Annotated in this window: 16 protein-coding genes; 2 read left to right on the plus strand and 14 right to left on the minus strand. The window is 45.8% G+C overall.

Annotation, left to right across the window (positions count from 1 at the left end; genetic code table 11):
- Window positions 1–14 precede the first annotated feature (14 nt).
- The 14 genes from E5260_RS09355 to E5260_RS09420 form a co-directional block, all read right to left on the minus strand.
- Window positions 15–800 (minus strand): YlmH family RNA-binding protein, encoded by a 786-nt coding sequence (locus E5260_RS09355; RefSeq protein WP_003640851.1) that lies wholly within the window; start codon window positions 798–800, stop codon window positions 15–17.
- Window positions 801–823: 23 nt separating this feature from the next.
- Window positions 824–1078: a YggT family protein gene (locus E5260_RS09360; protein WP_003645935.1), complete on the minus strand. Its 255-nt coding sequence runs from the start codon at window positions 1076–1078 to the stop codon at window positions 824–826.
- Between the two features lie 18 nt (window positions 1079–1096).
- Entirely contained in the window at window positions 1097–1519 is a 423-nt protein-coding gene (locus E5260_RS09365; RefSeq protein WP_003640853.1) for a cell division protein SepF, read from the minus strand.
- 23 nt (window positions 1520–1542) lie between these two features.
- Window positions 1543–2826 carry a cell division protein FtsZ gene (gene ftsZ, locus E5260_RS09370; RefSeq protein WP_003640854.1) on the minus strand — a complete coding sequence of 428 codons (1284 nt, stop codon included), beginning with the start codon at window positions 2824–2826 and terminating at the stop codon, window positions 1543–1545.
- Window positions 2827–2855: 29 nt separating this feature from the next.
- Complete coding sequence (ftsA, locus tag E5260_RS09375) at window positions 2856–4202, minus strand: cell division protein FtsA (protein ID WP_003640855.1); 1347 nt, start codon at window positions 4200–4202, stop codon at window positions 2856–2858.
- A gap of 116 nt (window positions 4203–4318) precedes the next feature.
- Window positions 4319–5194, minus strand: coding sequence for a cell division protein FtsQ/DivIB (locus E5260_RS09380; RefSeq protein ID WP_003640856.1), 876 nt, complete (start codon window positions 5192–5194; stop codon window positions 4319–4321).
- Between the two features lie 30 nt (window positions 5195–5224).
- The gene (gene murG / locus E5260_RS09385) at window positions 5225–6316 is read right to left on the minus strand and encodes an undecaprenyldiphospho-muramoylpentapeptide beta-N-acetylglucosaminyltransferase (protein ID WP_003640857.1); all 1092 of its coding nucleotides are present in this window, start codon (window positions 6314–6316) and stop codon (window positions 5225–5227) included.
- Complete coding sequence (gene murD, locus E5260_RS09390; RefSeq protein WP_003640858.1) at window positions 6316–7695, minus strand: UDP-N-acetylmuramoyl-L-alanine--D-glutamate ligase; 1380 nt, start codon at window positions 7693–7695, stop codon at window positions 6316–6318. Before murD ends, murG begins: the two co-directional genes overlap by 1 nt.
- A gap of 291 nt (window positions 7696–7986) precedes the next feature.
- Window positions 7987–8952, minus strand: coding sequence for a phospho-N-acetylmuramoyl-pentapeptide-transferase (gene mraY / locus E5260_RS09395; protein ID WP_003640859.1), 966 nt, complete (start codon window positions 8950–8952; stop codon window positions 7987–7989).
- Between the two features lie 28 nt (window positions 8953–8980).
- Window positions 8981–11122 (minus strand): penicillin-binding transpeptidase domain-containing protein, encoded by a 2142-nt coding sequence (locus tag E5260_RS09400; RefSeq protein ID WP_003640860.1) that lies wholly within the window; start codon window positions 11120–11122, stop codon window positions 8981–8983.
- The gene (gene ftsL / locus E5260_RS09405) at window positions 11119–11505 is read right to left on the minus strand and encodes a cell division protein FtsL (protein WP_003640861.1); all 387 of its coding nucleotides are present in this window, start codon (window positions 11503–11505) and stop codon (window positions 11119–11121) included. Before ftsL ends, E5260_RS09400 begins: the two co-directional genes overlap by 4 nt.
- 30 nt (window positions 11506–11535) lie before the next feature.
- Window positions 11536–12495, minus strand: coding sequence for a 16S rRNA (cytosine(1402)-N(4))-methyltransferase RsmH (gene rsmH, locus E5260_RS09410; RefSeq protein ID WP_003640862.1), 960 nt, complete (start codon window positions 12493–12495; stop codon window positions 11536–11538).
- A 33-nt stretch (window positions 12496–12528) separates the two neighbouring features.
- Window positions 12529–12954 carry a division/cell wall cluster transcriptional repressor MraZ gene (gene mraZ / locus E5260_RS09415; RefSeq protein WP_003644614.1) on the minus strand — a complete coding sequence of 142 codons (426 nt, stop codon included), beginning with the start codon at window positions 12952–12954 and terminating at the stop codon, window positions 12529–12531.
- Between the two features lie 169 nt (window positions 12955–13123).
- Window positions 13124–13492, minus strand: coding sequence for a DUF3397 domain-containing protein (locus tag E5260_RS09420; protein WP_003640864.1), 369 nt, complete (start codon window positions 13490–13492; stop codon window positions 13124–13126).
- 115 nt (window positions 13493–13607) lie between these two features.
- Here E5260_RS09420 and E5260_RS09425 point away from each other — a divergent pair, with 115 nt between their 5' ends.
- Entirely contained in the window at window positions 13608–14567 is a 960-nt protein-coding gene (locus E5260_RS09425) for a magnesium transporter CorA family protein (protein ID WP_003640865.1), read from the plus strand.
- Window positions 14568–14642: 75 nt separating this feature from the next.
- On the plus strand, window positions 14643–14762 hold the full coding sequence (locus E5260_RS09430; protein WP_003645940.1) for a DUF4044 domain-containing protein: 120 nt from the start codon (window positions 14643–14645) through the stop codon (window positions 14760–14762).
- The last annotated feature ends 210 nt before the right edge of the window (window positions 14763–14972 follow it).

Raw genomic sequence — 14972 nt, forward strand, 5'->3', positions numbered from 1 at the left:
AATTCCTCCAATATCTATTTACTATGAATAATATTTAATGTTATTCGCAGCCGCGCTTTTTTGGTCTCACCGCTAATTTCGGCAAGTCGGACACGACCGTAATGGTTCACACTCAGCATATCTAACAATGCTAACTCGTAATCAGCTTTCGGTAAGTCAGCCCAATTCAGCCGAACCTTAGCACCTTCGATCAATTCCTTGGCGTGATGCCGCGACAAGTTGAACGCCGCCTTAATGATACTATCCGCACGTAATGAACTAACCGTCGTAGTAACTGCCTCCCAGTCGTCTTCCGGTGTGATCACCGCCGACAATGGTACCGCTGTTAAGTGGACTTTCGTCTTACCAAAACGGTCGATTTGCTCCTCGAAATAGCTGGCCATCTCGGTTTCGCACACAAACTGCCATGTCGTTCCGTCAGTCACGATGTCACCAAAGACATCACGCTCGACGCCGGCATTGGCAAGCGTCCCCAGAATTTGACCATGCTTTAAGGTGGCAAACTTCACGGGATAAACAATGTTAAACAGTGTGATTTGAAAATCGGCCACTTCAGGTTCGTAATACACCGGGTAAAATAAGATCCGTTGTAACTCAGCACCTTCAAAGCCACCGGATGCCCGCATCCGCACGTCGTCTAACTGGTTGACCAGCGTTTGCGCAATGTAGATTTGTCGCGGGTTCAAAAACGCAGTTAAGATTGGTCGGTACTGATCAGCTACTTGCCGTAGCCAACCAGTGACCTGTTCAATAAATGGGGCTTCACTATCGCGAAAATGTTGTTTTAAGTTATCATTCACGATACTATCCTCGTTATTTTAATTTAGTATATCAATAAAGTTATCAGATAAAATAGGCCACTTTCAGCTAATTGGAGCACTAACAGCGCAATGATCGGCGAAAAATCCAGTCCGGCAATTGCGGGAATAAAGCGCCGAAAAATACTGAGAAATGGTTCACAGATTTGACCTAAGAATTGGCCCACGCGAGTATTATAAGCTCCCGGGAACCATGACATCAAAATGTAAACCACAATGGCTAATTGGTACAGTTGAAACAACCGACTAATAATCGTCACTAACAGGCCACTCACTCCTTATAATTTGCTCGTATCAAACTGACTTGTCGTACTTCCGGAAACCTCGTAATTTTCAGGAATACAGAGGAAAATTTCATCACCGATCCGTTCGATCTCACCATTGATGGCAAAAACCGTCCCGGTCAAAAAATCCACAATCCGGCGTGCCATTTCATCATCGACGTGATCAAAATTAATGATTACAGCTTGATTTTTCAATAACTGCGTCGCAATTTCTTTCACGTCCGAATAAATTTTCGGTTCGAATAGGGCAATTTTGCTATTCACCGACTTGCCCCCTTGCATTGGAACTACCTTTGGCGTGCTCCGAGTATTGGTTGCAGATTCAGTGGGAGCCGCCGCTTGGGAAGCTTCGGTGGGTTCCTCATACTGACTGTCAGAATCACCAACACCAAAAAAGTTACTAATGAATCCGGCCATGTGCTTGCGCTCCCTTCACCGTTTTACTTACGCCGGCGCTTGAAGAATGGTGGTGTATCTAGCGAATCACCACTGTTATCATCCTTACTATCGTCAGCTTGTGAGTTGTCATTAAAGACATCAAAATCAGTTTTTTCAACATTGTTAAACTCTTGACCATTGTTGACTGGCCGTGAATTGTTCGGTTCGCGCCGAATATCCCAATTACCGAATGGGTCGTTAGCTTGGGACTCACTTGATTGGGCCGCTTCACTCGTCGCTGGCTGGTCAGTTGGCGTTGCGAACATGCCGCCTCGTTGCTGACTAGCTTCACTACGACTAGGCTGGCTGTCCATCTTGAGTTCGCGTTGCTTCTGATCGATACCAGTGGCAATCACGGTCACCCGGACTTCATCGCCAAGACTTTCATCGATCGAAGTCCCAAAGATAATGTTAACATCAGTCGTTGCCGCTTGGGAAACAATGTCAGAAGCAGCTTGGGCTTCATACAAGGACATGTCGGGGCCACCCGTGATGTTCAGCAAGACTTGTTCGGCACCATCGATTGAAACTTCCAATAATGGTGAAGAAATGGCTTGTTTAGTCGCGTCCGCCGTCCGGTTCTCACCACTAGCAGAGCCAATACCCATCAGAGCGGAACCTTGGTTTTGCATGACCGTCTTAACGTCGGCAAAGTCCAAGTTAACGTACCCTGGTGACGTGATTAAGTCAGAGATACCTTGAACCCCTTGACGTAACACATTATCAGCTTCTTGGAAGGCTTCCATCATTGGAGTCTTCTTATCAACGATTTCAAGCAAACGGTTGTTAGCAATAATGATCAACGTATCAACGTTGTCTTTCATCTGAGCAATTCCTTCAGCAGCGTTACGAGCACGCTTAGGACCTTCAAATGTAAATGGACGGGTGACAACACCCACTGTCAGCGCGCCGGAGTCCTTAGCAATTTTAGCCACAACTGGTGCCGCACCATTACCAGTACCGCCACCCATACCGGCCGTTACAAAGACCATATCTGAGCCTTGTAACGCTTCTGTCAAGGCCTCTTCACTTTCCTGCGCAGCCTTGGAACCAACATCAGGATTAGAACCTGCGCCTAATCCCCGCGTAAGCTTTGGTCCAAGTTGAATTTTAGTTTCGGCATTTGAAGTTTGTAATGCCTGCACATCAGTGTTGGCAACGATGAATTCGACGCCTTTAACATCTTCAGCAATCATCCGGTTAACGGCGTTACCACCACCGCCACCGACACCGATGACTTTAATATTAGCCCCTGAGTTCTGGGTTGAATCTAAAGAAAATTCCATGTTTTTTCCTCCGTCATTTCTATCCGATATTAATCAAAGAAGTGGTTGAAGAAGCCTTTGACCCGTTCAACAGTTCCCTTATGATCTGGATCAGCCTGTTCCTGTGGTGCTTGTGGCGCAGACTGTTTCTTAGTTGCTTTTTTAGGTTGTGCTGCGGGTTGGCTAGGTGCTGGTGTTGTATCAGCAAATTCCAACGCCACACTGGCACGAGTATCACCGGTAAGTGCACTCTTAACGAGTAACGTAACTTCACTCAAGGCCGCTTGATATTTGATGACCGCTAACGCCTCATCAAACGACGGATGCCTCAAGCCCATTTGATTAGGCGTAAAGACGCGAACTCGCGTTCCAAAACGTTGCGCCGCCAAATCAGTGATACCGGGTAATGCTGCCACCCCACCAGTTAAAACAATGCCCCCGGGGAGCTCGAGCGCCCGAATCTCATCCAAGTGCTGCTTGACCTTATCAAAGATCTGGTCTAGACGAGCCTCAATGATTTCTGCTAAGTATTGCTCACTTATTTGCTCCGGTGTACTTTGCCCAACAACATCAACTGGGAAAAGTTCATCATCCGAGGCCTGCTGAGCATCGGCATAGCCATAATCACGCTTTAACTTCTCGGCATTCTCGATCGATGTATTCAAAACGACCGAGATATCTTTGGTAATATACTGGCCGCCTTCTTGGTCAACGTAAGTATACTTCAATTGGTGATCATGTATAACTGCCGCAGTCGTTTGACCACCGCCCATGTCAATAATGATCGAACCAAAATCTTGTTCACCGTCATTCAGCACTAAGGAACTTAATGCCAAGGGCGCGATCACAATCTGTTCAATTTGCAGTCCAGCCTTTTCCAAAGCCTTCCGCGTATTGTGAATGATTGTTTTCGGACCAGTGAACAGGGTGCCGTGCATTTCAAGCCGGACCCCAACCATGCCACGTGGGTCCTTGATGCCATCAAAACCATCGACGACAAATTCATCGGGGATGACATCCAGTACTTCCCGCTCTGGCGGTAAACTCTGAACTAACGCAGCCGCCGCAACGTTTTGAACATCTTCATTATTAATTTCTTTGGACTCATCTGCCACGGCAATCATACCACGACAGCGTTCAATTTTAACCAGGTTAGCGGGAACTCCCGCAATCACCTTTTTTATTTCGATACTTGCTTTTTCTTCAGCTTGGCGTACTGCTGATCGAATCGTTTCGGCCGCCTTATCAATATCGACGATCACGCCACGACTTAAACCATTAGAACGTGCGCTTCCCACACCAATAACGTTCATTTGCCCTTTAACACGTTCAGCAACAATGACTTTTATTGAGGTGGTCCCTATATCAAGTCCGACATAAATTCCTGAATTATCCATAATAGAGGAACCTCCTAGTATTTTACATAAATATTCAAGGATTTGCTGACATATCCAGTTATTCCTTAGTTTACCATATCCTAAGCGCTTTTAAAAAGGTCACACTTAGCATTCTATCAATTATTCTGATTCTTGAACGGATAGGAGTATGCGCCCACCTCAAGATTGATGACACCCTTGGTTTTCATCTTCGCCACAATTCCCGGATAATAAGCCATCTTGCTAGCAAAAGTGCTAATTGTTGCGTACACTTCATTACCGTCATTCATGTAAAGATGAACCCGTTCGGGATTAGCCTTGTTCGGCGCAAACTTGATCTCAGAAATATTGTGTTTGACCGCCGATGGTAACTTAGCGTACTGTGCAATCATCGTTGCTAAGCGGTGACCGCTTTTAAAGTTGGCATAGATCGGTGAACCGCCACCGGGTTGAGAATAGGTCGCTTTCAAAATCAACCCATTTTCCAAAATTCGTCGATAGTGTTGACCAGTCGATAAGTAACCCGCGATGCGAATTTCTTTAACTGTCACCCGAACACTGTTCAATCCAACTAACTTAGTCGTGACCTTGCCGATTTGCGGCTGGGCACGTTCTGCGCGCTTAGTAGTCCGTTGATCATGACCAATCACGGACCATAAGGCAACTCCAGGGTTGATCTTAGTCGCCGTCTTGACCTGCGTAACAGACAATTGATCGTTACCATGTACGGTCACCGTCTGAACATGGCTCAGTGGTGAAATGAAGTAACCAGCCACACCAGCACCGATCAGAAAACAGCCCATCAAGATCACGACCCGTTTGAAAAGTAATCGGCGGCGCTGAGATTTGAGTTTCGGTAATTTATCGCCAATTCGCAGGCGTTTACCTGACCAACTATGGTGACTCTTTTGCGCTGCGCGATGATTCTCAGCCGCGTCTCGTTGAAACCGTTCCCAGGGTGTCAGCTGCTCGGGGTGCTCACGCTCCTTGGGCTTTTTATGAAAAATGGCCATCACACCCACCCTTTCACTCTAGTCTCTGTGCTACTTAATCACCGTTTCTAAAACGTGTAGTAACTGGTCGGCCGCATCAGGCATCCCCAGTTTTTTCGCATTAGCCGCCATCGTTTCACGATGCGTGGTACTTTGGAGAAGGCCATCTAATGCAGCTACCAAACTGGTTCCCGTCAAATCAGCTTCCTTAATCAGTTCAGCCGCCCCCGCATTCACGAGGCTTTGTGCATTCTTGGTCTGATGATCATTCGTAACATATGGACTAGGGACTAGAATTGAAGGAATCCCTAAAGCCGTAATTTCCGCAATACTAGTTGCACCTGCTCGACCAAGAATAACCGCGACTTCTGGTAGAATTGCTGGCATATTTTTGATGTATGGTTCGATTTTAACATTCGGAGCTAGCGCTGTCGCTGACAAGCCATTCCGAATCTTTTCGTAGTGTACCTGGCCGGTGACGAACAAGGTCTGATAGTCACGTTTGTTCAGTTCAGGAATTGCCGCGACCGCTGCTGCGTTAATGCGCGCAGCACCCCGGCTCCCCCCAAAAATCAACGCCGTTGGAATGTCAGGATCCAGATCAAACTGCGCCAAAGCGCCACTTTTTTTAATATTAGCCACTTGTTGGGCTCGAGGATTCCCAGTCATCACAACTTTTTGAGCGGGAAATTGTGATCGCGCACTCTCAAATGAAATGGCGATTTTATCCACAAACCGACTTAGGAATTTGTTAGTGACACCAACAACTGAATTCTGTTCATGAATGACCGTTGGAATGTGCATCTGGCTCGCCGCGAAAACGACCGCACCACTCACGTAGCCCCCGGTTCCGACCACAACATCAGGTTTAAACGCCTTAATGTACTTACGCGCCGTAACCACGCTCTTTAAAAATAAATAGACTGTTTTAACATTTTGTAATGACAATGAACGCTTAAAGCCCTGGATCTTGATTGTTTTAAAATCGATCCCCCGTTCCGGCACAATGCGGCTCTCTAGTCCACGATGGGTTCCCACAAACTGAACTTGCGCTTCGGGATCATGTGCTTTTAAGGCATCGATCAGTGCCAGTGCGGGATAGATATGACCACCTGTCCCGCCGCCAGAAATCATTAATCGCATTAGTTTTCTTCCGCCTTTCCAGTTAACTGTTCGATTGCTTTAATAAATCGGTCGCCCCGCACTTCGAAGTTCGGGTACTGATCCCAACTGGCACAAGCCGGTGATAACATGATGATGTCACCAGCCTGACTATGTTGCCAAGCAATTGGCACCGCAGTCTCACAGTTGTCCGTAAACTCAATATCTTGAATACCAGCCAAACGCCCAGCGTCCGCCATTTTTTCAGCAGTCTCACCGAAGACGATTAACGTCTTGACATGCGCCTTTAATGCGGGAGCAAGCTTTTCAAACGTATTACCACGGTCCAAACCACCAGCAAGTAAAATGACCGGCTGATCAAAGCCCTTCAAGGCCATCTCGGTCGACACCAAGTTGGTTGCTTTGGAATCGTTGTAAAATTGCCGGTCCTGATACGTCTCGACATATTGAGTCCGGTGTCGAACACCCGTAAACGTCTTCAAGACTTGAACGATTCCTGCTGTTGGAACGGCTTGAAGTTTAGCAACGGCAATCGCTGCTAACGCATTTTCAACATTATGATCACCAGGAATCCGGATATCAGCAGCATCCATGATGTACTCATCTTTAAAGTACAGCTTGCCGGCCTCTTCATAGGCGCCATCTTTCGTATTGGCTTGCCGTGAAAATGGCACGACGGTTGCTTGTGATTGCTTACTGAGTTGCCGCCATTCTTCACTATCCCAATTAATGACTAGATAATCATTAGCCGTTTGGTTCATGGTGATTCGCATCTTTGCCTTGACATAGTTCTCACGTGAGCCATGGTAATCCAAATGCGTCGAATAAATATTCGTAATCACCGCAATATGTGGGTGCAAAGTTTGAATACCACACAACATAAAACTCGAAAGCTCAGTCACCATTGTGTCGGCCGCCGTAGCCTTTTGTGCAATTGCTGAGGCCGGCACGCCAATATTGCCTGCTACGTAAGCTTTACCGGCATTTGTGCGTTGATTAAGCATCATCGTGATCATCGTCGTTGTCGTGGTTTTACCGTTCGTCCCCGTCACACCAATCAACTCTCCCGCTAGGATTTGCGATGCAAGTTCAACTTCGGTAATAACTGGAACACCCTTTTCCTGAGCCCCACTCACAATTGGATTTGAGTATGGAATACCCGGGTTCTTGACAACAACTTTAAAATCTTCATCTAGTAGTGACAACGGGTGACCACCCGTGATAACTTTGATTCCATCACTCAATAATTCCTGTGCATCCGGGTTCTCATCAAATTTCTTTTTATCATTAACGGTCACAAACGCACCTAATTTGTGGAGCAACCGTGCGGCATTGACCCCGCTCTTTGCTAATCCAAGAACCAAAACCTTTTGGTTACGATACTGCTCAACCGACTTCATAAACCAAGATCTCCCTATAATGTTTGTAGATGATACCTAAATTAACTTGTTATGTGGCTGATGCACCAACTCGTGGTCATCAGCAAATTATTCATGGTGAGCCAGTGACCAATTCCACGACATAATCTGCGGCAGACAACGCAACCATTTAAAGAACAATCGTTGCGTTGATAGGAATCAGTACTATTTACTTGTCACTTACTTGGCGACCACCAATGAATAAAGTCATACCGCAAAGACCAATTATGTACAGCTAACTCGGACAAGAATGCCCGAGTTAGCAAACTGTGACTAAATAATCGTGGCAACACTGATTACGGCTGCCACTAAACCAATCGACCAAAAAACGATATCAATCTTCCACTCGCTCCAACCCTTCATCTCAAAGTGATGGTGAATTGGACTCATCAGAAAGATCCGTTTTCCCGTTAACTTGAACGAGGCGACTTGGAGGATAACTGAAGCCGTTTCAATGACAAAAATGATGCCAATCAAGAGGAGGGATAGTTCATGATGCAATAAGATTGATACTGCAGCTAAAGCACCACCGAGCGCTAATGATCCCATGTCACCCATAAAGATCTTGGCCGGTTTGTGATTATACACGAAGAAACCTAATAGTGACCCCACGACGGCCAAACAGAATAACATAACATTATACTGATTTTGAGCGTAAGCAATCACGGCATACGCACCAAAGGCAATCGTGGCCTGACCAGCGACTAATCCGTCCAACCCATCCGTTAAGTTGACGGCATTTGAGAAGCCCACTAACCAGATGATGGCGAAGAGCATGTACCAAATTCCCAGCGACCAGACCCCCAAACCTGGAATCCTAAGTGCCATTGGCAAATGTTCATGTTGATAGACCAACGTTAAAATTACTGCCCCAATGACTTGACCAAGTAATTTTTGCCAAGCCTTTAAACCTTCGTTTTGTTTACGCCAAAGCTTGATACTATCATCCCAAAAACCAAGTGCACCGTATAAGACCAGGATAAACATCAAAATCCAGGTGGTTGGTTGTAGCTGATGTTGCCACCCACCGACCCATAACGTGGTGACTAAGATTGCGATAATGAACAGTAGGCCCCCCATAGTTGGCGTCCCAGATTTTTTCTCATGCCACTTAGGACCTTCCTCACGAATCATCTGTCCTTCTTTGCGGGCGCGGAAATACCGAATAAGTGACGGCATTAACGCAAACACAATAATAAAACCACTAATTAGGGTTGCACCCCACACTAATAAACTCACAACAATTCTCCATTCTAAGACTTGATAACTACTTCAGTGTCACACTAATTGCCTGCTTAGCTTCGATCGGATTACCCGCAGTCACACTTTGCGTCTTGACGTAACCCGTCCCGCTAGTCGTGAGCTTAACGCCCGTCAACGTCGCAAAATCAGCCACTTCACTTGCCGACCATCCAGATAAGTTCGGCATATACATCTGCCCGTTGGTAACCAGAATGACGCGTTGACCACTTGAAACGACAGTGCCAGAAGAAATGGATTGCTTGACGACCCGACTACCCTTACCAACAACGACCACGTCAAGTCCCTGCTTCTTAGCAGCTTTCTTGGCCGCGCTAGTCGACTTACTCGTCAAATCTTTCATTTTGATCGTCGTCGCTTTAGTCTCACTCGCTTTTTGTTCTTCCAATGCCCGTTTCATCACGGTATCAAAAATCTCTGCCATGTCATCTGACGCGGAACTTCCGTTAAGTGTCGGTTGTTTCATCGTAATGTACATAATGTACTTCGGATTTTTAGCTGGCGCCATCCCGACGACCGAGTACAGATAGGTGTTGTCACCTTGCTCATACGTACTCCCGTTGCTGACCTGGGCAGTCCCAGTCTTAGCAGCAATGCGATACCCGCTGATCTTATATGATGAGCCAGTACCGTATGACTTATATACCACATCTTGCATATGATCCAACACCTTGCTGGCAGTCTTCGAACTAATTGGCTGGCTTACAACCTTCTTCTTACCCGTATAAACCGTTTTGTTGGTGTTAGGGTTAGTGATCTTGGAGATAAAGTACGGCTGTAACATCTTACCATGATTAGCAATCGCTGTGAATCCACGAAGCATCTGCATAGCGGTCACCTGAATCCCCTGACCAAAGGCCGTATCCGCTTGTTCGATTGGATACGTAAATTGAATTGAACCACTCTGCTCGTTGTCAAGACCACTATTAGTACTCTCACGCAACCCAAAGCGTTTAATGTACTTCAGCCAAGTCTTGGCCCCCATTGCTTGTTCTAGGTGGGCCATCGCCGTGTTACTTGAAAGGGCAAACCCCTTAGCATAGGTAATATTGCCCCACCCGCTCGTATTCCAATCAGGAACGGTATTATTACCGATCTTATATTCACCGGTTGGGACGGTTACATTAGCATTGTACTTACCGCTGTCGATCGCCGCTGCCATTGTAAAGACCTTCATCGTCGATCCTGGTTCATACGTGTCTTCAACCAACAAATTACGCCACATTTTAGATAGTCCGGTCTTTGTTTGCGCATTAAATGTCGGTCGCTGCGTCGTCGCCAGAATGGCACCAGTCTTCGCGTTCATCAACGTTGCTGTCATTGACTTAGGTGAGACCTTAGCGTTTACTTGTGAAACTTTAGTTTCCAGTAATGTCTGTAACTTACTATCGATGGTGGTATAAATATTATCCCCATCCTTAACCTTCTTACCAGTCTCAGTGCTACCTTGATATCCGCTCTTCGTAATCGTCTTGCGACCATCGGTTCCCGATAACTGCTTGTTAAAAGCCAACTCGATGCCCATCGACCCCGTTAACCGCGTCTGATCGGTATCCTTCTGACTCTTGGAGGTGGTCAGCCCAACCAAGTGGGAAGCAAACGTGCCGTTTGGGTAGAGCCGCGCTTCAGATTCAATAAAGTGCAGCCCAGCCACATTTTGGGCATCGATCTTTTCCTTAGTCGTCAGTGAAATATTCTTACCAGCCGTCCCAAATTCAATTTGGAACTTACCTGCGCCTTTTTGCAAGGTCGCGAGGGCTTTCTTATAGCTGATTGGCAAATACTTCGATAAGACACGCGCCGCCTTCGCATTATTTTTAACATACAGTGCCTTGCCACTAGCACTTTGCTGATTTTTCGCCATAATGGCGTAGACCGTGTACGTGCTAGTATCTTCAGCGATTGGGTCACCGTTGGCCGTATAAATAGTCCCACGTTTGGCCGTGATGGTCTGGTCTTCCGTATAAAGTTTCTTGGTGGCCTCGACCAGATTGACCCCGTTGACGTGGCGCACAATCGCGATATATGAAAAACGAATGATCAAAACACCAAAGACGGCAATCGCGCCAAAAAATAGCCATTGGCCAAAAATTCTACGATTTTGTTTTGGTGACCGTTTCGAAGTCATTCGTTGTTTGTTCTTATTCATTTGTAAACATTCCTTATGCTACCGTTGTTCAGCGATAACCCGTACTGCTTAGCAATTTTATTTAAACGGCTCCGACTTGAAAGTTCACTGATTTCTTGTGCGGCCGACGTATTTTTTGCCTGCACTTTTGTGACTTTCGTTTGCACCGTCTGTAACTGACTTTGTGCGTTACTCGTTGCAATGTTCGTTGAAACTAACATAATGGCTAATCCAAACACCACCAAACTCAAACCAACACACAATACTTTTTCAAATAATGAAAAAGCAACTCGCTGCGTCTTGATGGACGGATTCGGGGTCACAACGGTTTTTGTTTTATGTACCGGGGTGGTTGCGCCAGGAGTTTGCTGTGGCAACTCCCGCGCTAATCCATTTTGGGCCATTTTAATCACTCCTTTAATTATTCCTGAATATTATTTATTCGTTATCTTTAAACGTTCGATGGCTCGTAACTTGGCGCTGCGGGCACGACGATTAGCTTCGATTTCCGCATCGCTAGGCACGACCGGTTTACGACTGACTAAGCGGTAATCTGGTTGCATTTCAGCTGGGATAACTGGTAAACCAGGTGGCAGCTCCGGCAAATCGCTGTGCTCCTTAAAGATCGTCTTGACGAGACGATCTTCTAACGATTGGAATGTGATGACACTGACACGACCATGAACATTGATTAAATCAATCGCTTGTTCGAGCGAAGTCTCCAGTACGCCCAATTCGTTATTCACCGCAATTCGAATAGCCTGGAAAACCCGTTTAGCGGGATGACCACCCGTTCGCCGCGCTCTTGCTGGAATGGCATTCTTAATAATTTCGACCAATTGCCCCGTCGTCACGATCGGCTGAACCGCCCGTTCACGCTCAATCAACCGTGCGACTTGTTTAGAAAACTTCTCCTCACCATAGCGATAGAAAATACGAACCAAGTCCGCATAGGGCCAAGTATTGACAACTGTTTGAGCGGTTAATTTCTGACTCTGATCCATCCGCATATCTAACGGCGCATCATGTTGATACGAGAAGCCGCGGGCAGCATCATCAAATTGTGGCGACGAAACGCCGAGATCATAAACTACCCCGTCAACATGGTCAAGGCCCCGAGCATTTAGTTCAGTCTTCAAGTTGGCAAAGTTACTTTTGATGAACGTGACCTGACCACGTTCAAGATAAGTCGCTAAGTTACTTTGGTTATAATCGATTGCGGTTTGATCCTGGTCAAAGCTATACAAGTGGCCTCCCAGACCTAACTGTTGCAAAATTTCACGAGAATGACCACCGCCACCTAATGTACAGTCCACGTAGATGCCATCCGGCCGGACGTTTAACGCGGCGATTGCTTCATGCAAAAGTACCGTTGTGTGTTCAAATGTTGCCACGCGTGCGCCCCCTTCCTAAATTATTATTGTTATTTAAAAATCAATCAAGTTTTCTGCAAGATCATCGAAGTTCGCTGCGGTCTCCGTCTCAAACTGTTGCCAGTGTTCGGCACCCCAGATTTCAAATCGGTCAGAAACTCCGACGATCACACATTGCTTTTCCAACTTTGCATATTGTCTCAAGGTTGCAGGTATCATGACCCGTCCCTGTTTGTCTAATTCACATTCAGCAGCAGCAGCATAGAAAAAACGGACAAACGCTCGCGCATCCTTGCGAGTTAGTGGTAAATCATCTAACTGTGCTTGAAGCGTTGCCCACCGTTCAGCGGGATAGCCAAAAATACAACCATCCATCCCACGAGTAATGACAAACGAAGTGCCCAATAGCTCACGAAACTTGGCAGGAATGATTAGTCGCCCTTTCGCATCTAAGGCATGTTCAAACTCTCCGAAAAACATCTTAGACGCCACGGCCAATCAACCCCTTTCATTAAACATAATTCAAGTCTACCACACCCCCCCACTTCCTACCACATCGTTTTGTTACTTTTCCAAATTGTTAACAAAATATCAAAAAAAGTCCCACCTAACGTTAGTTTCGTTAGGTGGGACTTAGTGGGGGACATTTTTACGATGTTAAAAAGAAGTGGCTGCCAAGTGCTAGGATATAGACGACGAGTGTCAATAATTCCGCTCCCCGCCAATAGAGCTTAAAAAAGCGCCAGTAAAGGATTTCTCCGCGTTCAACAGCTTCAATCAGTGTTAAACCGATCCCCAAAATCATTAGGGACAACACTTCGTACGGTGCCAGCGAACTATCCGTTGCTTGCAGTGTCAGAAAGTGGGTGAAAACAATTAAAAATGGCGGCCAAAAATCCAACAATCTTAATCCATGTGGCCAAACGCGGTGTGCAACCCGTTTAGCACCTAAAATGATCATCGAGATGGCGGCTAAAAATACCAGCTGCCCATACCAAGTGGTCCATAAATCTCGCATATGCGTACTTGCCTCCCCATTAGTGTCGGGTTAAATTATAGAGATTATCGTTAAACTTTTCAATCATCTGTGACAGCCCTATAATAAACATAAACTATTACTGGAGGGATGACCGTTGTTACAATACTTTACCACTGGTAAAAATGGCCTTTTGACTACGCCGGACGACCATCACGATCAGCCATACTGGATCAACGTTGAACGCCCGACCTCAACTGAAATCGACCAACTGGTCACACAATTTGACCTTCCCAAAGATTACTTAACTGCCATCCTCGACGATGCGGAGGTTTCACGAGCCGAGCAATTATCAACCACGCAATCCAGTCAACCAATCTTAATCGTGATGCAGTATCCCAAACTCACGACGAGTAAGCTGGGTTACCTTGAATTTCAAGTCTATCCCTTCGCCTTGATTTTAGTGGATCAAGTGGTCATTACCGTCAGTAATTACCCGGCTAGTTTTATTCAAGACTTTGTGATGGACCCGGCCTCTTCTAAGCTAAGTCTGGATAATCATGAAGATTTTGTGCTGACTATCATGTGGTACATCGAGCACAGTTTTGTGACCGCACTCGAATTGATCAACCAACGGACAAGTGCCCTGGAAAGCCGTTTGAATCAAGCTACTCACAACGTGGAACTCTTTACCATTATGGCTTACCAAAAATCCTTGATTCGTTTTAAGGCCGCCCTTAATCAGAACACACCCACGCTTGACGCGGTTGAAACTTCGATCACCCATTTCAACGCACCTAATCACCAATCACTCACCGATGACATTAAGATTGAGACCCAGCAAGCGAGTGACATGGCTGAAACGACCAATCAGATTTTGCAGCAATATAGTCAATTAGTGGGTTCAGTAATTTCCAATAATTTGAATGATGTCATGAAATTTCTGACCTCACTCACGATGGTGTTGACGATTCCAACGATTATCGGTGGAATCTATGGCATGAACGTCAAATTACCTGGTGCCGGTCTCGTCCACGCTTTCACTTGGCTGATGCTAGGAACGATTATTCTTTGCATTATTAGTATCGAATATTTACGAAACCATGACTATTTTTAATTTCAATTGAAAAAAAACTGATTCCACGTTAAACTATGAAAGAATTACTCGTAAAGTGTGGTGCATACAAACATAATGAAGAAAAAATCAACTTTTCAAAAAATTACGATGGTCGTTATCTGGTTAATGATCATTTCTACCATTGGGTCATTGGTGCTTACCGCCTTATCTGGGTTAGGTTTACTAACCTTCTAGGTTAAACACCTTGCGAACCACGAATGGTTGCAATACTTACCAAGAAAAAAGTTACGCTTGCTCACAACAAGCGTAACTTTTTTTATTACTGGTGGATCACTCAGCCATGGTCGGCAAGCCTAGCCACCAACTTCTGAGACAATGTGAATTAAAAAAATCACGCATTTGTCTCTGAAAAAGGTTCCAACCGTTAGTCAAATCTGGCTAACG

The sequence above is a fragment of the Lactiplantibacillus plantarum genome, assembly GCF_014131735.1.
Classification (GTDB): domain Bacteria; phylum Bacillota; class Bacilli; order Lactobacillales; family Lactobacillaceae; genus Lactiplantibacillus; species Lactiplantibacillus plantarum.